Genomic DNA, 21,422 nt, shown 5'->3' with positions numbered 1-21,422 from the left:
AGAAACGGAGCGGCACCTCTTTTAACCCTTGAAGTCACTGCCCGTTTCGAGAGTTTCTCAACTCGAATAACTAAAGCCAACGTGAACTTTTGCGGATCTCCAGGATCCGCTTTTTTTTATTCTACAGGCCCACAGCAAGAGAGCCTGATAGTAACGATTACTCAATGCGATCTTTGACAATAAAGAAGTAACACAGCGCCCCGGTGAACGTCACACAGGCCGCGATAACCAACGCCAGATTAAACGAGTGTGTGGTATCCACTACCCAACCGGTTACGATCGGAGCAAAGGAAGCAAAAACAAAACTGCCAAAGTTTTGAATCCCGGCGATGGAAGCCACTTTTGTTTCTGACACCATCACCTGCACCAGCCCCCATGCAGACGTTCCAGCGAAATGCACGCAGAATAGCGCCATTGAGATAAACGCTACCGCCTGGGCTGGCGAGGAAGATTGCACGACCAGCAACGTGCCTAATGCCGACATCATCAAACCGCAGACAATAGCCGTTTTACGCGTCTTCGCCAGGTCGTAGCCTTTTTTCGCCAGTCGATCGACAACAATACCGTTAACCCACATCCCGACTGCCGCCGCGAGGAAAGGAATCGCCGCCACCCAACCGGTTTTCGCCAGACTGAAACCTTGCTCGGCTTGCAAATAACCGGGTAACCACGCGATGTAGAGCCAACCGGTATAATTGACGCCAGAGAAACCTAAAATCATCCCCCAGGTTGTCCGATGCTTAAACAGCGCCAGCCACTCGCTAAATTGCAGCTGTGGACGCGGTTTAACCGGCGCGGAGAGATACGTCCGTTCTTCGTCAGTCAGGACAAACTGCGCCCGGTTGCGATACCACGCGTACCAACAGATCCCAACCAGAATCCCTGCCACGCCGATGATAACGAACATCGTCCGCCAGCCCCATGCCAGCTGCATCAATACAAGAGCAGGAGGCGCGATAGCCTGACCGATAACGGTAGATGAGTTAAAAATCCCCAGCGCCGTGCCGCGTTCTTTTTGTGCATACCAGTCGGTGATCGACTTTACTCCCGCAGGCATAAATGGCGCTTCGCCAATACCCAGACCGATACGCATTAAAATAAAGTGGCTAAAAGAATTAACCATTCCTGTTAATGCCTGCATTAATGACCAGAATATTAAGCCTGCGCCTAAAACAATTCGTGGGCCAAAGCGGTCTAGCAAAATACCGGAAGGTAGTTGTGAAAAACCATAAGACAGAGAAAATGCAGAAAGCAAAACACCAAACTCTGTCGCCGATAATCCTAACTCGCCACGAATCGCTTCACCTGCCACGCTCAATGACGAACGGTCGAGAAAATTAACGATCCCCGCCATAAATAATAAAACCAGGGTCACTGTCTGAATACGACGAATCCGTTGCGGTTTATTACCCGCAACACTGGTTGACACATCAACGTCCATTTTTAGCTCCTTGAGCGGAATTAATCGATTTGATGACTATTCAGAAAATAATTAAGCGAACCGTTATTACCAGTTCCACAATGTGCCATCTTCCAGTCGTGCGACGGGGAGATACGCCGGGTCATACGGATATTTCGCCGCCAGTTTCTCATCGAAAGAAATACCCAGCCCCGGTTCATCGCCTGGGTGCATATAACCTTCCTCGAAGCGCCAGCTGTGCGGGAAAACTTCAAGCATTTGTTCGGAATAGCCCATGTACTCCTGAACGCCAAAATTTGGTACCCATAGGTCAAAATGCAGCGCCGCCGCATGACAAACAGGCGATAAATCTGAAGGGCCATGCGAACCGGTACGTACCTGATAAAGCGATGCAAAATCGGCAATCCGCCGCATCCCGGTAATGCCGCCTGCATGGGTGATCGTCGTGCGAATATAGTCAATCAGCTGCTCTTCGATTAACTGCTTGCAGTCCCAGATACTGTTAAACACTTCACCGACCGCAATCGGCGTCACGGTATGCTGGCGAATCAGACGAAAACATTCCTGGTTCTCTGCAGGCGTCGGATCTTCCATCCAGAACAGGCGGTAATCCTCAATGCTCTTCCCAAAGCGCGCCGCTTCGATGGGGGTCAGGCGATGGTGCATGTCATGCAACAGATGTTCGTTAAAACCGAACTTATTACGCACCGCTTCAAATAACTTCGGCGTAAAATCGAGATACTTTTCTGAAGACCACAACTGCTCTTCTGGCCACAGGCCTTTGGTTGCCGGTTCATACGCCAGGCCTTTGCCCTTCGCCAGGCCATAAGTAGTTTGCATACCCGGTACACCGCACTGCACACGAATCGCCTTAAAGCCCATCTGCTGGTGCTTTGCATAGTCTTCAAGGACTTCATCAATCGTCCGCCCGGTGGTGTGGCAATAAACCATCACGCCTTCACGAGAAGCACCACCAAGCAGTTGATACAATGGCATATTTGCCGCTTTAGCTTTGATATCCCACAACGCCATATCAATGGCAGAAATGGCTGACATCGTGACGGGGCCACGTCGCCAGTAAGCACCTTTATAAAAGAATTGCCAGATATCTTCGATACGGCTGGCATCGCGGCCAATTAGTTGTGGACAAAGATGATCTTTCAGATAAGAAGCGACCGACAATTCGCGACCATTTAACGTGGCATCTCCTAATCCACAAAGTCCGCTTTCAGTGGTTATTTGAAGCGTAACGAAATTACGCCCTGGGCAAGTAACAAAAACATCTGCAGCAATAATTTTCATTATTGCAATCTCCTGTGTTGTAAATAGACGCTTCAAACTTAATTTTACGCCTACTACCATACAAGAGAGAAAGAGCGATTATTCAACCGTGATCACATTAAAAATAAAAATTTCCGCCGAGGAGAAAAAATACCCTCAAAAACCACCTGAATAATTAACTACCATCGTTAAAACAACACGTTAAATAATCACATAACAAACTCCATTAATCATTAAAAATAAGCACAACAATAGAAATGAATTATATTCAATTAATTAAAATATGTATTGATTGATGTATTGAAAATATGATTTTTATGGGGAGTGTGAAGGTAAAGAAGACACAATGATAAAAAGGAATGTGACAAATAATGGTTCTGGTTGGGCGTTAAATTTAAGCTCACCAGAATGCTGACAAATTTCTGCCTGATGTGGCGTAAACGCCTTATCCGCCTACGAAGTGTCGCACTTTGTAGGCGTGGTAAGCTCCCCATTTTCAGGGGAGCAATATAAACAAATTACTCTAACCGCGCCTGCGCAAAAGCAATTGCCTGCGCCACCTGCTGCGGTGAGACGCCGCCTTTTGCCGCACGCTTGTCGAGGCACGATTGCAGCGACAGAATCGGATAGACATCTTCGTCAATCACCGGGCTGAATTTCTGCAACTCGTCGAGCGGCAGATCTTCCAGCGGTTTGCCCTGACGAATGGCTTCCACCACCGCTTCACCAACAATATGGTGCGCCTCGCGGAACGGTACGCCTTTCGCCACCAGATAATCCGCCAGTTCGGTGGCGTTGGCGTAACCCTGCTGAGCCGCTTCCTGGCAACGTGGACGTTTCACCTGAATGCCGTCCAGCACCAGCGCCGCCATATGCAGGCAGTCCAGCCAGGTATCGAGCGCGTCGAACAGACCTTCTTTGTCTTCCTGCATATCTTTGTTGTAAGCCAGCGGCAAACCTTTCAGCGTCATCATCATGCCGGTTAACGCCCCCTGCACCCGACCGCATTTACCGCGAATCAGCTCCAGCGCATCCGGGTTTTTCTTCTGCGGCATTAATGATGAACCGGAAGTCACGCGGTCAGAAAGCTCCACAAACCCCGCTTCGCCGGTGTTAAAGAAAATCAGATCTTCAGCAAAACGCGACAGATGCACCATGCCGATAGCGGCAGCCGACAGCAGTTCCAACACATGGTCACGGTCAGAAACGCTGTCCAGACTGTTACGGGTCGCCGAAGCAAAGCCCAGCCAGCCTGCTAACTGTTCACGGTCGATTTCATAGGCCGTTCCCGCCAGCGCGCCACAGCCTAATGGGCTGACATCCAGACGCTTAAGCGCATCCTGCAAGCGGCTTTCATCACGCGCCAGCATCTCAACATAGGCCAGGCACCAGTGCGCGAACGTCACCGGCTGGGCGCGTTGCAGGTGAGTGTAACCTGGCATCACCGCGTCCTGATTGTTTTGTGCGGTTTCCACCAGCGCCGATTGCAGCTGCCGGTTAGCCGTCAGCAACTCGCCAACGGTATCTTTGCACCACAGTTTCAGGTCTGTCGCTACCTGATCATTACGGCTACGCCCGGTATGCAGCTTTTTGCCTAACTGGCCCACTTTGTCGATCAGTTTGCCTTCCACCCAGCTATGGATATCTTCGGCGTCGCTTTCAAGGATTTGTTGTGGCCTGGCGCGAACATCTTCCAGCAACACGTTCAGCGCCTCTTCCAGTTGCGCCTGCTCTTCTGCGGTTAACACGCCGACCGTTACCAGGGCTTTGGACCAGGCCACAGAGCCAACAATATCCTGCTCCGCCAGACGGTAATCAAAGCGCAGTGAGTCGTTGAATTGTTTGAACCGTTGATCTGCTGCCTGGGTAAAACGCCCGCCCCAAAGTGCCATAACTCTGTTTCCTTATTTTGAAATTCAATGCCGGAAAGCTGCGCCTCCGGCCAACAAAACTTAAGCTAAAATCCGCGTACCCATCGGCATACCGTTAAACAGTGCCGGAAGCTGCTCCGCATGACGCCAGGAGGCGATATCTACCGGACGGCCCAGCGTGCGGGCCGCATCCAGCGCCGCGTTCACTTTCACTATCATGCCGTCAGTAATAATGCCCTGCTCAATCAGTTGTTCTGCTTTCGCGGCGGTCATTTCGGCAATGCGTTGCCCTTTGCCGTCGAGAATGCCGCTGACGTCGGAGAGCAAAATCAGATCCGCGCCCAGCGTTGCCGCCAGCGCCGTTGCCGCCTGGTCGGCATTGACGTTCATCAGTTGCCCTTCGTCTGTTACGCCAATGGAGCTGACCACCGGCAGATAACCGTTCTCCAGCAAGGAGTTGATAAGCTTAGGCGAACCTGGCTGCGCCAGTCCAACATGACCTAACTCTTCATCAAGCTGGGTCACTTTGACGCTGTCGCCGTCACCGAGAAACAAACCTACGGCCGCAATCTGATGTTTCTTCGCCCATGCCAACAGGGTTTTATTTGCCGTTCCCGCCAGTGCTCCGGTGATAATGTCTATCTGATCAGCAGGCGTCACCCGCAGGCCGTTTTTCTTTTTCACCGGCAGATTCAGCCCTTTCATCAGCTCATCCACCACGCAACCGCCGCCGTGCACAATCACCAGCGGACGCTGATGTGACTCACGATAATTCACCAGTGCGCTAAACAGACGTTCCAGCGCCTCTTCACTATCCAGCAGTACGCCGCCCAGTTTGATAATTAATGGATTCATCATTGCACCCTTAAATAAGAGACTGCGTTTCCGCATAGCCGAAACGAATATTGGCGCACTGTACCGCTTGTGCCGCCGCGCCTTTCAGTAAGTTGTCTTCGGTCGCCACAATAATCAGATGCTCGCCCTGAACGGCAAACCCGATATCGCAAAATGGCAGCCCAACGACATTTTTCAGCGCCGGAACGCCTTTGTCATACAGCCGCACCAGCGGTTTATGGGCATACGCCTGCTGTAACACTTGCGCGACTTGCGCCTGGGTCACACCCGATTTCAGGCGGCAGGTAATGGTTTCGAGAATGCCGCGCGGGAAATTGCCCAGATGTGGGGTGAAGATAACGTCAGCACCGAGGTGTGTGGCGATCTCTGGTTGATGGCGATGAGTAAAGACGCCATACGGTTGCAGGCTAACTTCACAAAAGCTGTTTGAAATGGCCGCTTTACGCCCTGCACCGCTCACGCCGCTGGTGGCGTTGATCACCGGCCACTGATTGAGGTCAAGAAGATCGGCATCAATCAACGGTTTCAGCGCCAGCTGTGCCGCCGTCGGATAACAGCCCGGCACCGCAATCAAATTCGCTTCTTTTAATTTATTACCGCACCACTCCGCCAGACCGTAGGCTGCCTGTTCCAACAGTTCCGGGTATTGATGGGTAAAGCCGTAATATTTTTCATAGAAGGTGGCGTCGTTAACACGAAACGCGCCGGAAAGGTCGAACACCACGCAGCCCGCTTCAAGAAACTGCGGCGCTAAATCGTGGCTAACTTCATGGGCGGTGGCGAGAAACACTACGTCCACCCCTGGGCTAAACTCGCTGATATCCGACATCGGCTGCAACGGCAGATCAACGATGCCTTTTAGCTGCGGATGCAAATCGGAGATTAACTTTCCCGCATCATTGCTTTGCGCTGAAACAGTCAAAGCGGTTATGTTCATATGCGGATGGCGATTTACATAGGTCACTAGCTCTGCGCCAGCGTAGCCGCTGGCACCCACAATCAGCGTATTCAACATCGGGGCTATTCACCTTCTTATGTCTGGTTGCCAGGTTAAACGTAAAACATTCACCTTACGGCTGGTGGGTTTTATTACGCTCAACGTTAGTGTATTTTTATTCATAAATACTGCATGAATATTGATACTATCATGACCAGAGGTGTGTCAACAATGAAAAACAAATTACCGCCATTTATCGAGATTTACCGCGCTCTGATTGCCACACCTTCAATAAGCGCCACGGAAGAGGCACTCGATCAAAGCAATGCAGATTTAATCACTCTGCTGGCGGACTGGTTTAAAGATTTGGGCTTCAATGTGGAAGTGCAGCCTGTTCCAGGAACTCGCAACAAATTTAATATGCTGGCAAGTATCGGACAGGGGGCTGGCGGCTTGTTGCTGGCGGGGCATACCGATACGGTGCCATTTGATGACGGTCGCTGGACGCGCGATCCGTTTACACTGACGGAGCATGACGGCAAGCTTTACGGCTTAGGCACCGCCGACATGAAAGGCTTTTTTGCGTTTATCCTTGATGCGCTACGCGATGTCGACGTCACGAAACTGAAAAAACCGCTCTACATTCTGGCGACTGCTGATGAAGAAACCAGTATGGCCGGAGCGCGTTATTTTGCCGAAACTACCGCCCTGCGCCCGGATTGCGCCATCATTGGCGAACCGACGTCACTACAACCGGTACGCGCACATAAAGGTCATATCTCTAACGCCATCCGTATTCAGGGCCAGTCGGGGCACTCCAGCGATCCAGCACGCGGAGTTAACGCTATCGAACTAATGCACGACGCCATCGGGCATATTTTGCAATTGCGCGATAACCTGAAAGAACGTTATCACTACGAAGCGTTTACCGTGCCATACCCTACGCTCAACCTCGGGCATATTCACGGTGGCGACGCTTCTAACCGTATTTGCGCTTGCTGTGAGTTGCATATGGATATTCGTCCGCTGCCTGGCATGACACTCAATGAACTTAATGGTTTGCTCAACGATGCATTGGCTCCGGTGAGCGAACGCTGGCCGGGTCGTCTGACGGTCGACGAGCTGCATCCGCCGATCCCTGGCTATGAATGCCCACCGAATCATCAACTGGTTGAAGTAGTTGAGAAATTGCTCGGAGCAAAGACCGAAGTGGTGAACTACTGTACCGAAGCGCCGTTTATTCAAACGTTATGCCCGACGCTGGTGTTGGGGCCTGGCTCAATTAATCAGGCTCATCAACCTGATGAATATCTGGAAACACGGTTTATCAAGCCCACCCGCGAACTGATAACCCAGGTAATTCACCATTTTTGCTGGCATTAAAACGTAGGCCGGATAAGGCGCTCGCGCCGCATCCGGCACTGTTGTCAAACTCCAGTGCCGCAATAATGTCGGATGCGATACTTGCGCATCTTATCCGACCTACACCTTTGGTGTTACTTGGGGCGATTTTTTAACATTTCCATAAGTTACGCTTATTTAAAGCGTCGTGAATTTAATGACGTAAATTCCTGCTATTTATTCGTTTGCTGAAGCGATTTCGCAGCATTTGACGTCACCGCTTTTACGTGGCTTTATAAAAGACGACGAAAAGCAAAGCCCGAGCATATTCGCGCCAATGCGACGTGAAGGATACAGGGCTATCAAACGATAAGATGGGGTGTCTGGGGTAATATGAACGAACAATATTCCGCATTGCGTAGTAATGTCAGTATGCTCGGCAAAGTGCTGGGAGAAACCATCAAGGATGCGTTGGGAGAACACATTCTTGAACGCGTAGAAACTATCCGTAAGTTGTCCAAATCTTCACGCGCTGGCAATGATGCTAACCGCCAGGAGTTACTCACCACCTTACAAAATTTGTCGAACGACGAGCTGCTGCCCGTTGCGCGTGCGTTTAGTCAGTTCCTGAACCTGGCCAACACCGCCGAGCAATACCACAGCATTTCGCCGAAAGGCGAAGCTGCCAGCAACCCGGAAGTGATCGCCCGCACCCTGCGTAAACTGAAAAACCAGCCGGAACTGAGCGAAGACACCATCAAAAAAGCAGTGGAATCGCTGTCGCTGGAACTGGTCCTCACGGCTCACCCTACCGAAATTACCCGTCGTACACTGATCCACAAAATGGTGGAAGTGAACGCCTGCTTAAAACAGCTCGATAACAAAGATATCGCTGACTACGAACACAACCAGCTGATGCGTCGCCTGCGCCAGTTAATCGCCCAGTCATGGCATACCGATGAAATCCGTAAGCTGCGTCCAAGCCCGGTAGATGAAGCCAAATGGGGCTTTGCCGTAGTAGAAAACAGCCTGTGGCAAGGCGTACCGAATTACCTGCGCGAACTGAACGAACAACTGGAAGAGAACCTCGGCTACAAACTGCCCGTCGAATTTGTTCCGGTACGTTTTACCTCGTGGATGGGCGGTGACCGCGACGGCAACCCAAACGTCACTGCCGATATCACCCGCCACGTCCTGCTGCTCAGCCGTTGGAAAGCCACCGATCTGTTCCTGAAAGATATTCAGGTGCTGGTTTCTGAACTGTCGATGGTTGAAGCGACCCCTGAACTGCTGGCGCTGGTTGGCGAAGAAGGTGCCGCAGAACCGTATCGCTATCTGATGAAAAACCTGCGTTCTCGCCTGATGGCGACACAGGCATGGCTGGAAGCGCGCCTGAAAGGCGAAGAACTGCCAAAACCAGAAGGGCTGCTGACACAAAACGAAGAACTGTGGGAACCGCTCTACGCTTGCTACCAGTCACTTCAGGCGTGTGGCATGGGTATTATCGCCAACGGCGATCTGCTCGACACCCTGCGCCGCGTGAAATGTTTCGGCGTACCGCTGGTCCGTATTGATATCCGTCAGGAGAGCACCCGCCATACCGAAGCGCTGGGCGAGCTGACCCGCTACCTCGGTATCGGCGACTACGAAAGCTGGTCAGAGGCCGACAAACAGGCGTTCCTGATCCGCGAACTGAACTCCAAACGTCCGCTTCTGCCGCGCAACTGGCAACCAAGCGCCGAAACGCGCGAAGTGCTCGATACCTGCCAGGTGATTGCCGAAGCGCCGCAAGGCTCCATTGCCGCCTACGTGATCTCGATGGCGAAAACGCCGTCCGACGTACTGGCTGTCCACCTGCTGCTGAAAGAAGCGGGTATCGGGTTTGCGATGCCGGTTGCTCCGCTGTTTGAAACCCTCGATGATCTGAACAACGCCAACGATGTCATGACCCAGCTGCTCAATATTGACTGGTATCGTGGCCTGATTCAGGGCAAACAGATGGTGATGATTGGCTATTCCGACTCAGCAAAAGATGCGGGAGTGATGGCAGCTTCCTGGGCGCAATATCAGGCACAGGATGCATTAATCAAAACCTGCGAAAAAGCGGGTATTGAGCTGACGTTGTTCCACGGTCGCGGCGGTTCCATTGGTCGCGGCGGCGCACCTGCTCATGCGGCGCTGCTGTCACAACCGCCAGGAAGCCTGAAAGGTGGCCTGCGCGTGACTGAACAGGGCGAGATGATCCGCTTTAAATATGGTCTGCCAGAAATCACCGTCAGCAGCCTGTCGCTGTACACCGGGGCGATTCTGGAAGCCAACCTGCTGCCACCACCTGAGCCGAAAGAGAGCTGGCGTCGCATTATGGATGAACTGTCAGTCATCTCCTGCGATCTCTACCGTGGCTACGTACGTGAAAACAAAGATTTTGTGCCTTACTTCCGCTCCGCTACGCCGGAACAAGAATTGGGCAAACTGCCGTTGGGTTCACGTCCGGCGAAACGTCGCCCAACCGGCGGCGTCGAGTCGCTGCGCGCCATACCGTGGATTTTTGCCTGGACGCAAAACCGCCTGATGCTCCCCGCCTGGCTGGGTGCAGGTACGGCGCTGCAAAAAGTGGTCGAAGATGGCAAACAGAGCGAGCTGGAAGCCATGTGCCGCGATTGGCCATTCTTCTCGACGCGTCTCGGCATGCTGGAGATGGTCTTCGCCAAAGCAGACCTGTGGCTGGCGGAATACTATGACCAACGCCTGGTAGACAAAGCACTGTGGCCGTTAGGTAAAGAGTTACGCAACCTGCAAGAAGAAGACATCAAAGTGGTGCTGGCGATTGCCAACGATTCCCATCTAATGGCCGATCTGCCGTGGATTGCAGAGTCTATTCAGCTACGGAATATTTACACCGACCCGCTGAACGTATTGCAGGCCGAGTTACTGCACCGCTCCCGCCAGGCAGAAAAAGAAGGCCAGGAACCGGATCCTCGCGTCGAACAAGCGTTAATGGTCACTATTGCCGGGATTGCGGCAGGTATGCGTAATACCGGCTAATCTTCCTCTTCTGCAAACCCTCGTGCTTTTGCGCGAGGGTTTTCTGAAATACTTCTGTTCTAACACCCTCGTTTTCAATATATTTCTGTCTGCATTTTATTCAAATTCTGAATATACCTTCAGATATCCTTAAGGAATTGTCGTTACATTCGGCGATATTTTTTTCAAGACAGGTTCTTACTATGCATTCCACAGAAGTCCAGGCTAAACCCCTTTTTAGCTGGAAAGCCCTGGGTTGGGCACTGCTCTACTTTTGGTTTTTCTCTACTCTGCTACAGGCCATTATTTACATCAGTGGTTATAGTGGCACTAACGGCATTCGCGACTCGCTGTTATTCAGTTCGCTGTGGTTGATCCCGGTATTCCTCTTTCCGAAGCGGATTAAAATTATTGCCGCAGTAATCGGCGTGGTGCTATGGGCGGCCTCTCTGGCGGCGCTGTGCTACTACGTCATCTACGGTCAGGAGTTCTCGCAGAGCGTTCTGTTTGTGATGTTCGAAACCAACACCAACGAAGCCAGCGAGTATTTAAGCCAGTATTTCAGCCTGAAAATTGTGCTTATCGCGCTGGCCTATACGGCAATGGCAGTTCTGCTGTGGACACGTCTGCGCCCGGTCTATATTCCAAAGCCGTGGCGTTATATTGTCTCTTTTGCCCTGCTTTATGGCTTGATTCTGCATCCGATCGCCATGAATACGTTTATCAAAAACAAGCCGTTTGAGAAAACGTTGGATAACCTGGCCTCGCGTATGGAGCCTGCCGCACCGTGGCAATTCCTGACCGGCTATTATCAGTATCGTCAGCAACTAAACTCGCTAACAAAGTTACTGAATGAAAATAATGCCTTGCCGCCACTGGCTAATTTCAAAGATGAATCGGGTAACGAACCGCGCACTTTAGTGCTGGTGATTGGCGAGTCGACCCAGCGCGGACGCATGAGTCTGTACGGTTATCCGCGTGAAACCACGCCGGAGCTGGATGCGCTGCATAAAACCGATCCGAATCTGACCGTGTTTAATAACGTAGTTACGTCTCGTCCGTACACCATTGAAATCCTGCAACAGGCGCTGACCTTTGCCAATGAAAAGAACCCGGATCTGTATCTGACGCAGCCGTCGCTGATGAACATGATGAAACAGGCGGGTTATAAAACCTTCTGGATCACCAACCAGCAGACGATGACCGCCCGCAATACCATGCTGACGGTATTTTCGCGCCAGACCGACAAGCAGTACTACATGAACCAGCAACGTACGCAGAGTGCGCGTGAATACGACACCAACGTGCTGAAGCCGTTCCAGGATGTGCTGAATGACCCTGCGCCGAAGAAACTGATCATCGTTCATCTGCTGGGTACGCATATCAAATACAAATACCGCTACCCGGAAAATCAGGGCAAGTTTGATGGCAATACCGATCATGTTCCGCCAGGATTAAGCGCAGAAGAGCTGGAATCATATAACGATTATGACAACGCTAACCTGTATAACGATCATGTGGTTGCCAGCCTGATTAAAGACTTTAAAGCGGCAGACCCGAACGGATTCCTGGTTTACTTCTCTGACCACGGTGAAGAGGTTTACGACACGCCGCCGCACAAAACTCAGGGGCGTAACGAAGACAACCCGACGCGCCACATGTACACCATTCCGTTCCTGCTGTGGACGTCGGAAAAATGGCAAGCGACTCATCCCCGTGATTTCTCACAGGATGTCGATCGTAAATACAGCCTGGCGGAACTGATCCACACCTGGTCAGATTTGGCGGGCTTATCTTACGACGGTTACGATCCAACCCGTTCAGTGGTGAATCCGCAGTTCAAAGAAACTACCCGCTGGATTGGTAACCCGTACAAGAAAAACGCGCTGATCGATTACGACACTCTGCCGTATGGCGACCAGGTAGGTAATCAGTAAATGACCTTTGTATCGCGTCTGGCGCTATTTGCCGGATGCGATACTGCCGCAATGTTTACATCGAACTCCCCTCAGGCCACACTTTTCAGGTGGCCTTTTTTAATAATGCCAGTTACTGTTTTCCCGTCTACATACCTAAGGGAATAACATGTATCACGACGTCAGCTATCTGCTCTCCCGCCTGATCAACGGCCCGCTGTCCCTGCGCCAGATTTACTTTGCCAGCAGTAACGGTCCGGCGCCCGATCTTGCGTATCAGGTCGATTTTCCACGGCTGGAAATAGTGCTGGAAGGTGAGTTTGTTGATACCGGCGCTGGAGCAACGTTAGTTCCCGGCGATGTGCTGTACGTTCCCGCTGGTGGCTGGAATTTTCCACAATGGCAAGCCCCCGCTACTACCTTTAGCGTGCTGTTTGGCAAACAGCAACTCGGCTTCAGCGTCGTGCAATGGGATGGCAAACAATATCAAAATCTGGCGAAGCAACACGTCGCCCGACGCGGCCCACGTATAGGTTCTTTTCTGCTACAAACGCTCAATGAAATGCAAATGCAGCCGCAGGAGCAGCAAACGGCAAGGCTTATCGTAGCCAGCCTGCTTAGCCACTGCCGCGATTTGCTCGGCAGCCAAATCCAGACCGCCTCACGCAGCCAGGCACTATTTGAAGCTATTCGCGATTATATCGACGAACGCTATGCCTCCGCGCTTACCCGCGAATCTGTCGCACAGGCATTCTATATTTCACCAAACTATCTCTCGCACCTGTTTCAAAAAACGGGGGCCATTGGTTTTAACGAATACCTGAATCACACGCGACTGGAGCACGCTAAGACGTTATTGAAAGGCTATGACCTGAAGGTAAAAGAAGTGGCGCACGCCTGCGGCTTTGTCGACAGCAACTACTTCTGCCGTCTGTTTCGTAAAAACACCGAACGCTCGCCGTCGGAATATCGCCGGCAGTACCACAGCCAACTGACAGAAAAACCGACTACTCCAGAATAAGATGGGTTTGCTGCGGCGCAGAAAGCACTTTGCGCACCGCGCTCATTACCCGCTGCGGCTCACGCAGGAATGCGTAGATGCTGCATTGCACATAGCGGCAATGTTCAAATCGCTCGGCACCGGCAAGCTCGATATCCGTAATCAACAGAGCAACATCCGCCCGACGGATATCCTCGTCCGCTAAACGATTCTCCGTTCCCAGCGCGCCCTGAGTTTCAATGCTGACGCCCCACTTCTCTAACTGGCACAACTTTTCCAGCCGTTCCGCCGCCATATAAGTATGCGCCACGCCGCTTACGCAGGCGGTTACTGCCACCAGGTATGCCATTTTAACCTCCCACGGTAACCTGAAATCCGGCCCGTTCTGCCATTTCGCGCATCGTTGTCACATCGGCTGACGACGGCGCAGGCACCTCTTTCATCGACCATGTTTTCCCCAGCAGGCGGTATTTCGGTTCGCCGTACTGATGAAACGGTAACAGATGGATCTGCCTGATTTTCAGCGGGATCAGTACATCCAGCGCCTGCTGCATATTCTCCCGGCTGAGCGTGAAACCAGGGATCAACGGTAAACGCGGGATCACGTTGACACCCTCACTCACCAGCAAACGCAGATTCTCCAGCACGCGTGGCAGGTTCATCTTCACCACATCCCGCGCCTGAGTCGCGTCCATAATTTTTAAATCGAACAGCACTTCATCGCACAATTTCGCCAGTGGTAATAGCTTGCTGGCTGGCGCGTCTCCGGCAGTTTCAATGGCGCATGACACGCCCCACAACCGCAGCCGCTGTAAAAAACGGGTAGCAAACTCCGCCTGCATTAACACTTCGCCGCCAGAAAGCGTGACGCCGCCGCCGGACGTGCGAAAGAAAATGTCATCTTTCATCACTTCCCGTTCCAGCGCGTCAAGGCTGATATCGCGGCCAATCCGTTCAAACGCCCCGGAGGGGCATTCATCCGCATCACGCAAACATTTCGCACAGTGCAGACATTTCACCTCTCTGCGTACCGTCTGGATTTTGCCGGAGATCGACTCCGGATTAGCACACCACGGGCAAAGATGCGGACAGCCTTTAAAAAAGACCACCGTACGAATGCCCTCGCCGTCATTCAGTGAATAACGCTGAATGTTGAAAATGCGCGCCACATCATCGCGGCGCGTTTCCACAACGTTACAGCTGATGCGCTGTCCGGCGGATGATGTCATCCTGGATCTCCTTCGACAGTTCGACAAAGAAGGCGCTGTATCCGGCAACGCGCACCACCAGCCCGGCATAATCTTGTGGGCGCTGTTGCGCTTCCCGCAACGTGTCGGCGTTCACCACGTTAAACTGAATATGCTGCAACTTAAGCTGGGTAAACGCCCGTAAGAAGTCGGCCAGTTTGCGTAATCCCGCTTCACCTTCCAGGGTCGCCGGAGTGAATTTCACGTTCAGCAACGTACCGTTAGACAGCAGCGTGTTATCGAGCTTACTGACTGACTTCAGTACCGCTGTTGGCCCTTGTGCGTCCTGGCCCAGCATAGGTGACAAGCCGCCGTCTGCCAGTTGTTCCCCGGCAAAACGACCGTCTGGCGTCGCGCCAACCACCGATCCCAACGGGACGTGAGCAGAAACGGTATACGATCCCGGCGTGAAGTAACCGCCGCGCGGGTTCTGGTATTTTTCCACTTCTTTGCAGTAGTGGCGTAACAGTTCGGCGCTGATGTTATCCACCTCGTCGATATCGTTACCGTATTTCTCGAAGCGGTTAATTAAGCGAGCACGGACTTTTTCGCCTTCTGGCGTTGCAAAGTTGGCTTTTAATACCGACAGCAATTCGTCAAAACTTAAACGCTGTTGCTCAAAAACCATCCCTTTCAACGCATGGAGAGAATCGCTCAGGTTGGCGATACCGATCCCCTGTACGCCGGAGAAGTTATAACGCGCGCCGCCATCGGTAATATCGCGGCCTTTTTCCAGACAATCGCTGATAAAAGACGAGAGCAGCGGTACAGGTGCCCAGTCGCGATGGCCGATATCACAAATATTGCTGCCCTCAACCATCAGGGTGATGTAGTGGCTGATCTTGGCGCGGATCTGCTCCAGTAAACCTTCATAAGTCAGCTCAGCATTGCCTTCATTTTCATACAGGCAGATTTCCATCACTTTCAGCAGATTAAACATCGCGATGTCATGCAAGCCGTAGGTTCTGCCGGGAATAGATAATTCCACACAGCCCACTACGGAATAGTCGCGCGCATCTTCCAGCGAAACGCCACGGTTGAGGAACGCTGGCACCACCACTTCATCGTTAAAGATTTGCGGAATACCGGTGCCGAGGCGAATGGTTTCGGCGGTTTTCATCAGGAACGGCGTGTCGATCAAGGCGTTAGTGCGCACGCCGAGGTTCGGTTGCGGTAATTGCACGCTTTGATAGGCGTCAAGGCAAAGGAACGAAAGCACGTTCACCGCGCTACGTCCGTTCTCGGTTAACCCGCCGAGCAGTGCGGTATAGCCGGTCGGGAAACCGGCGAAATAACGCGCGCTACTGGTGGAGCGCAACAGCACGATGTCGTTGCATTTCACCCATAAAGATTCGAGTAGTTCTTTCAGGAACGCCGGATCTTCGCCCTGGGTTAAAGATGCCTGATAGAACGGCAACATATACTGGTCGAAGCGCCCCAACGATAGCGAACTGGCGTTGGATTCGTATTGCAGAATGATGTTCATGTACCAGAATAACTGGCACGCCTGCCAGAACGTCTGCGGCTTATGTTCGGCGTTATGGCGGGAGATCTCCGCAATAGTCAGCAGTTCTTCGCGACGCTGGGCATCTGTGCAGTTTGCCGCCATTGTTTCCGCCAGTTCAGCGTAACGCAGAATGTGTTTCTGCGAGGCTTCCAGCAGTAACAGCGCGGCCTGATAAAAGTGATTCTCCGGCTGTTGCTGACAATGTTGCTGCATCTGCGCCACCAGCTCCCCCAGCCCGTGATTCAGCAGGCGTGGGTAATCAATAATAATGTGCCCCTGGCCTTTATCTGTCTGGTTGATGCTGAAAATCTGCGTGCTGGTCGCGGCTTTTACTTCATCTGTCATCTGCCCGTTGATGAAATCTTTCATCGAACGTTTTTCCCAGTACGGGAACAACTCTTCACGGTAGATACGTTTATCTTCTTCACTGATAGCAAAGCGGTCCTGCGGACGCGTCGGGAATTGATCCAGCTCTTTCAGCAGCCAGTAAGGGTCCATTTCCGGCGACATAATCCCAGCGCGCGGTTTTACGGTGCGGTTACCGGCAATCAGTTCTTCATCACGAATCGAAATTTCAACATGTTCAAGGATATACGCTGTTGCTTTCGCCCGGCGCAATATCACCGGTTCGCCTTCGGTTTGCCGATGGCTGGCGGTATAAAGCAGCGCCCGCTCCAGCGAGATTTCACGGGTATTGGCAAACAGTGCAGTTTTGAGGCGAGAGATACGATTCGTCATGAGGAACTCCTGTGGGAAAGCGAACCCGCCCTTGCGAGCGGGAGAAGAACTTAAGCGGTTTGCGCCAGGTGAGCTTCAATTTTGCTCATAATGGCGTCAGCACGTTTTACTGCATCGCTGATGTTGACGCGCACGATGGTCTTGCCAGCAAAACGCTCTTCAAACTTGATGCCGATATCTTTGGTCAGAATCACCATATCAGCGCTCGCCACATCTTCCGCAGTCAGTTCATTTTCCAGACCAATTGACCCCTGGGTTTCTACTTTCACTTCCCAGCCTTTCGCTTTCGCGGCACTTTCCAGCGCCTCTGCTGCCATATAGGTATGGGCAACACCTGAAGGACATGCGGTTACTGCAATAATTTTCGTCATGGCTCGTTCCTCAATTAATTAATTTCAAAATCCAAATCCAGGTCGTCTTCTTTTTCATCAGTCGAAGACCCATTTTTACGCGCCAGACTTTTCAGCACGTTCACACAAACAGCCGTCACCACTGCTCCGACAGCCACTGCTGCGATATAACCCAGCTTGCCTTCAACCACCGGCAGCACAATCAGACCACCCCAGCCTGCATAGCACTGCGCACCGACCAGCGCCGCAGTTACTGCACCACAAACTGAACCGACCATGATGGAAGGAATGACACGCAGCGGATCGGCAGCGGCGAAAGGAATCGCCCCTTCAGTAACGCCAACACAGCCCATCACCAGTGCCGCTTTGCCGGTTTCGCGCTCTTCTGCGGAGAAATTTTTACGACCAATCAGCGTCGCCAGCCCCATCCCCAGCGGCGGGATACAAATACCCACGGCAGCGATGGCCACCACGGTATAAACACCCTGAGCAACGCAAATCAGCATGAAGGCATAGGCCACTTTGTTAACCGGACCGCCCATATCGAACGCCAGCATCAGACCCATGATCACCGCCAGCATAACAATGCTGCCCTGCTGCATCCCCTGAAGCCACTGAGTCAGGCTGTTGGTCAACGCCCCTACAGGCTCGCCCAAGCCCCACATCATGATGCCTGCGGTAATCAGTGTGCCGACGATAGGAATAATGAAGATAGGCATCACCGAGCGCAGAACTTTATGCACCGGAATTTTCTTCAGGTAATGCACCACGATGCCGCCGATAATCCCGGCGATCAGTGCACCAAAGAAGCCCGCACCAAAGCTGTTACCAACCCAGGCACCGATAGCGCACGGAGCCAGCGCAGAACGCTCTGCAATGGAGTAACCGATGTAAGCGGCGAGGAAAGGCACCATCAGCGTCAAACCTGCAACGCCGATATCAAACAGTTTTTTCAGATTCGGATCGGCTACGGCATCCGGCACTGCGCCTTTGCCATACAACATGACGGAAACCGCCAGCAAAATACCGCCCGATACCACGAAGGGAATCATGTGTGAAACGCCCGTCATTAAATGCTGACGGGTATTTTTCAGGATCTGCACCAACTCATTCATAAGCTGCTCCCGGGCTTGCGAAAGCCCATGTCCATATTTTTGATGGAGGAAACAATAGGCAATCGCAGGCGGAGCAAACAGTGGATAAAAAGGCCATTTACTGGACTTTTGTAATATCAGTACAAAAATGCGATCCGCCTCATAACTTGCGATAAACCGGAAGCATGCCGCAAAACAGCGTCTTGTGAGACGCGTCGCAAATTGACGGTTACATTACATTTGTCCAGCTTTTGGCAGATTTGTCACATGGCAGGCCGTTGCCGTGCGCTCTTATCCTGTAAACAGAAAACCGTACCGGGAGAGAGGCAATGGCCCTGATTGTGGAATTTATTTGTGAGCTACCTAACGGCGTACATGCACGTCCGGCAAGCCACGTTGAAACGCTGTGTAATACTTTTTCATCACAAATTGAGTGGCATAACCTGCGCACTGACCGCAAGGGCAACGCCAAAAGCGCCCTTGCGCTGATTGGCACCGATACGCTGGCGGGCGATAACTGCCAGTTACTGATTTCCGGGGCCGACGAACAGGAAGCGCACCAGCGTTTAAGCCAATGGCTGCGCGATGAATTCCCCCACTGCGATGCGCCGCTGGCGGAAGTTAAATCTGACGAACTGGAACCACTGCCGGTTTCACTGACCAATCTGAATCCGCAAATTATCCGCGCCCGCACCGTGTGCAGCGGTAGTGCAGGCGGCATTCTGACGCCGATCTCTTCTTTAGATCTCAATGCGCTGGGTAATCTTCCCGCAGCCAAAGGCGTTGACGCCGAGCAATCCGCACTGGAAAACGGCCTGACGCTGGTACTGAAAAACATTGAGTTTCGTCTGCTGGATAGCGACGGTGCCACCAGCGCGATTCTGGAAGCGCACCGATCCCTGGCTGGCGATACTTCCCTGCGCGAACATTTACTGGCAGGCGTCAGCGCCGGATTAAGCTGCGCCGAAGCGATTGTCACCAGTGCGAATCACTTTTGCGAAGAGTTCGCCCGTTCCAGCAGCAGCTACCTGCAAGAACGTGCCCTGGACGTACGCGACGTCTGCTTCCAGTTACTCCAGCAAATCTACGGTGAGCAACGCTTCCCGGCACCGGGCAAACTGACGCAGCCCGCCATTTGTATGGCTGATGAACTGACTCCCAGCCAGTTCCTCGAACTGGATAAAAATCACCTCAAAGGTCTGTTACTGAAAAGTGGCGGCACCACCTCACATACCGTAATTCTTGCCCGTTCGTTCAACATTCCGACACTGGTTGGTGTAGATATTGATGCCCTTACTCCGTGGCAGCATCAAACGATTTATATCGACGGCAACGCTGGGGCGATTGTGGTTGAGCCAGGAGAAGCCGTAGCTCGTTATTATCAGCAAGAAGCCCGCGTACAGGACGCCCTGCGTGAGCAACAGCGTGTCTGGCTGACCCAACAAGCCCGTACCGCTGACGGTATCCGCATTGAAATTGCCGCTAACATCGCTCACTCCGTGGAAGCGCAGGCCGCATTCGGCAATGGTGCGGAAGGCGTTGGTTTGTTCCGCACTGAAATGCTCTATATGGATCGCACCAGTGCACCGGGCGAAAGCGAGCTGTACAACATTTTTTGTCAGGCGCTGGAGTCTGCCAACGGACGCAGCATTATTGTGCGCACTATGGACATTGGCGGCGACAAACCCGTTGATTATCTGAACATTCCGGCAGAAGCTAACCCGTTCCTCGGTTATCGCGCTGTGCGTATTTATGAAGAATACGCCTCGCTGTTCACCACACAACTACGGTCGATCCTGCGCGCCTCCGCTCACGGCAGCCTGAAAATCATGATCCCGATGATCTCCTCAATGGAAGAGATCTTATGGGTGAAAGAAAAACTGGCGGAAGCCAAACAGCAACTGCGTAACGAACACATTCCGTTTGATGAGAAGATCCAGCTTGGCATTATGCTGGAAGTACCGTCGGTGATGTTCATCATCGATCAATGCTGCGAAGAGATTGATTTCTTTAGTATTGGTAGTAATGACCTGACGCAATATCTGCTGGCAGTGGATCGCGATAACGCTAAGGTTACTCGTCACTACAACAGCCTGAATCCGGCATTCTTGCGGGCGCTCGATTACGCCGTGCAGGCGGTGCATCGCCAGGGCAAATGGATTGGTCTGTGCGGTGAGCTGGGAGCGAAAGGTTCCGTGCTGCCGTTGCTGGTCGGCTTAGGGCTGGATGAACTCAGCATGAGCGCACCATCAATTCCGGCGGCGAAAGCGCGGATGGCGCAACTTGATAGCCGTGAGTGCCGCAAGTTGCTCAACCAGGCAATGGCCTGCCGTACTTCGCTGGAAGTGGAACACCTGCTGGCGCAATTCCGCATGACCCAACAGGACGCACCGCTGGTCACCGCCGAGTGCATCACGCTGGAAAGTGACTGGCGCAGCAAAGAAGAAGTGCTCAAAGGCATGACCGATAACCTGCTGCTGGCGGGCCGCTGCCGCTATCCGCGTAAACTGGAAGCCGACTTATGGGCGCGCGAGGCCGTTTTCTCTACCGGTCTGGGCTTTAGTTTTGCCATTCCACACAGCAAATCAGAACACATTGAGCAATCCACCATCAGCGTGGCGCGTCTGCAAGCGCCGGTGCGCTGGGGCGATGATGAAGCGCAATTCATCATTATGTTAACCCTGAACAAACACGCTGCGGGCGATCAGCACATGCGCATTTTCTCGCGCCTCGCTCGCCGCATCATGCACGAAGAATTCCGTAACGCGCTGGTTAACGCCGCCTCTGCCGACGCTATCGCCAGCCTGCTGCAACATGAACTGGAACTGTAAAAGGAAACAT

At 52.5% G+C, this 21,422-nt stretch carries 15 protein-coding genes; 5 read left to right on the top strand and 10 right to left on the bottom strand.

Annotated elements, in window-relative coordinates:
• Positions 1–157: 157 nt before the first annotated feature.
• The 5 genes from ACJHXA_RS20755 to argC all read right to left on the bottom strand — a co-directional run bounded on the left by ACJHXA_RS20755 (position 158) and on the right by argC (position 6,442).
• On the bottom strand, positions 158–1,441 hold the full coding sequence (locus tag ACJHXA_RS20755; protein ID WP_000382183.1) for an MFS transporter: 1,284 nt from the start codon (positions 1,439–1,441) through the stop codon (positions 158–160).
• A 66-nt stretch (positions 1,442–1,507) separates the two neighbouring features.
• Positions 1,508–2,722 (bottom strand): D-mannonate dehydratase ManD, encoded by a 1,215-nt coding sequence (gene manD, locus ACJHXA_RS20750; protein WP_000690946.1) that lies wholly within the window; start codon positions 2,720–2,722, stop codon positions 1,508–1,510.
• A gap of 497 nt (positions 2,723–3,219) precedes the next feature.
• On the bottom strand, positions 3,220–4,593 hold the full coding sequence (gene argH, locus ACJHXA_RS20745; RefSeq protein ID WP_001230068.1) for an argininosuccinate lyase: 1,374 nt from the start codon (positions 4,591–4,593) through the stop codon (positions 3,220–3,222).
• Between the two features lie 60 nt (positions 4,594–4,653).
• The gene (argB, locus tag ACJHXA_RS20740) at positions 4,654–5,430 is read right to left on the bottom strand and encodes an acetylglutamate kinase (protein WP_001302318.1); all 777 of its coding nucleotides are present in this window, start codon (positions 5,428–5,430) and stop codon (positions 4,654–4,656) included.
• A 7-nt stretch (positions 5,431–5,437) separates the two neighbouring features.
• Complete coding sequence (gene argC / locus ACJHXA_RS20735; protein WP_000935370.1) at positions 5,438–6,442, bottom strand: N-acetyl-gamma-glutamyl-phosphate reductase; 1,005 nt, start codon at positions 6,440–6,442, stop codon at positions 5,438–5,440.
• Positions 6,443–6,595: 153 nt separating this feature from the next.
• Between argC and argE the strand changes: the two genes are divergently transcribed.
• The 4 genes from argE (at position 6,596) to ACJHXA_RS20715 (ending at position 13,666) form a co-directional block, all read left to right on the top strand.
• Positions 6,596–7,747, top strand: a complete 1,152-nt coding sequence (argE, locus tag ACJHXA_RS20730) for an acetylornithine deacetylase (RefSeq protein WP_001298964.1) — start codon at positions 6,596–6,598, stop codon at positions 7,745–7,747.
• Positions 7,748–8,098: 351 nt separating this feature from the next.
• A complete protein-coding gene (gene ppc / locus ACJHXA_RS20725; protein WP_001005579.1) occupies positions 8,099–10,750 on the top strand; it encodes a phosphoenolpyruvate carboxylase in 2,652 nt (883 codons plus the stop codon).
• 182 nt (positions 10,751–10,932) lie between these two features.
• Complete coding sequence (locus ACJHXA_RS20720) at positions 10,933–12,666, top strand: phosphoethanolamine transferase CptA (RefSeq protein WP_000556280.1); 1,734 nt, start codon at positions 10,933–10,935, stop codon at positions 12,664–12,666.
• Between the two features lie 148 nt (positions 12,667–12,814).
• Entirely contained in the window at positions 12,815–13,666 is an 852-nt protein-coding gene (locus ACJHXA_RS20715) for an AraC family transcriptional regulator (protein ID WP_000274608.1), read from the top strand.
• On the opposite strand, the gene ACJHXA_RS20710 is transcribed toward ACJHXA_RS20715, so the two are convergent.
• The 5 genes from ACJHXA_RS20710 to ACJHXA_RS20690 are packed head-to-tail and all read right to left on the bottom strand — an operon-like array spanning position 13,653 to position 18,602.
• Complete coding sequence (locus ACJHXA_RS20710) at positions 13,653–13,994, bottom strand: PTS fructose-like transporter subunit IIB (protein ID WP_000323849.1); 342 nt, start codon at positions 13,992–13,994, stop codon at positions 13,653–13,655. The two genes, ACJHXA_RS20715 and ACJHXA_RS20710, sit on opposite strands and share 14 nt — an antisense overlap.
• A gap of 1 nt (position 13,995) precedes the next feature.
• A complete protein-coding gene (locus ACJHXA_RS20705) occupies positions 13,996–14,874 on the bottom strand; it encodes a [formate-C-acetyltransferase]-activating enzyme (RefSeq protein WP_103262123.1) in 879 nt (292 codons plus the stop codon).
• Positions 14,840–17,137, bottom strand: coding sequence for a formate C-acetyltransferase (locus ACJHXA_RS20700; protein WP_000184827.1), 2,298 nt, complete (start codon positions 17,135–17,137; stop codon positions 14,840–14,842). Before ACJHXA_RS20700 ends, ACJHXA_RS20705 begins: the two co-directional genes overlap by 35 nt.
• Before the next feature lie 50 nt (positions 17,138–17,187).
• Positions 17,188–17,508 (bottom strand): PTS fructose-like transporter subunit IIB, encoded by a 321-nt coding sequence (locus ACJHXA_RS20695; protein ID WP_000161265.1) that lies wholly within the window; start codon positions 17,506–17,508, stop codon positions 17,188–17,190.
• A 14-nt stretch (positions 17,509–17,522) separates the two neighbouring features.
• Positions 17,523–18,602 (bottom strand): PTS fructose transporter subunit EIIC, encoded by a 1,080-nt coding sequence (locus tag ACJHXA_RS20690; RefSeq protein WP_001004446.1) that lies wholly within the window; start codon positions 18,600–18,602, stop codon positions 17,523–17,525.
• Positions 18,603–18,910: 308 nt separating this feature from the next.
• On the opposite strand from ACJHXA_RS20690, the gene ptsP reads away from it, so the two are divergent.
• The gene (gene ptsP, locus ACJHXA_RS20685) at positions 18,911–21,412 is read left to right on the top strand and encodes a phosphoenolpyruvate--protein phosphotransferase (protein ID WP_001174083.1); all 2,502 of its coding nucleotides are present in this window, start codon (positions 18,911–18,913) and stop codon (positions 21,410–21,412) included.
• Positions 21,413–21,422 lie beyond the last annotated feature (10 nt).

This window comes from Escherichia sp. WS33 (assembly GCF_046486385.1).
Taxonomy (GTDB): Bacteria; Pseudomonadota; Gammaproteobacteria; order Enterobacterales; family Enterobacteriaceae; genus ECMA0423.
This window is presented reverse-complemented; position numbering and strand designations above follow the sequence as displayed.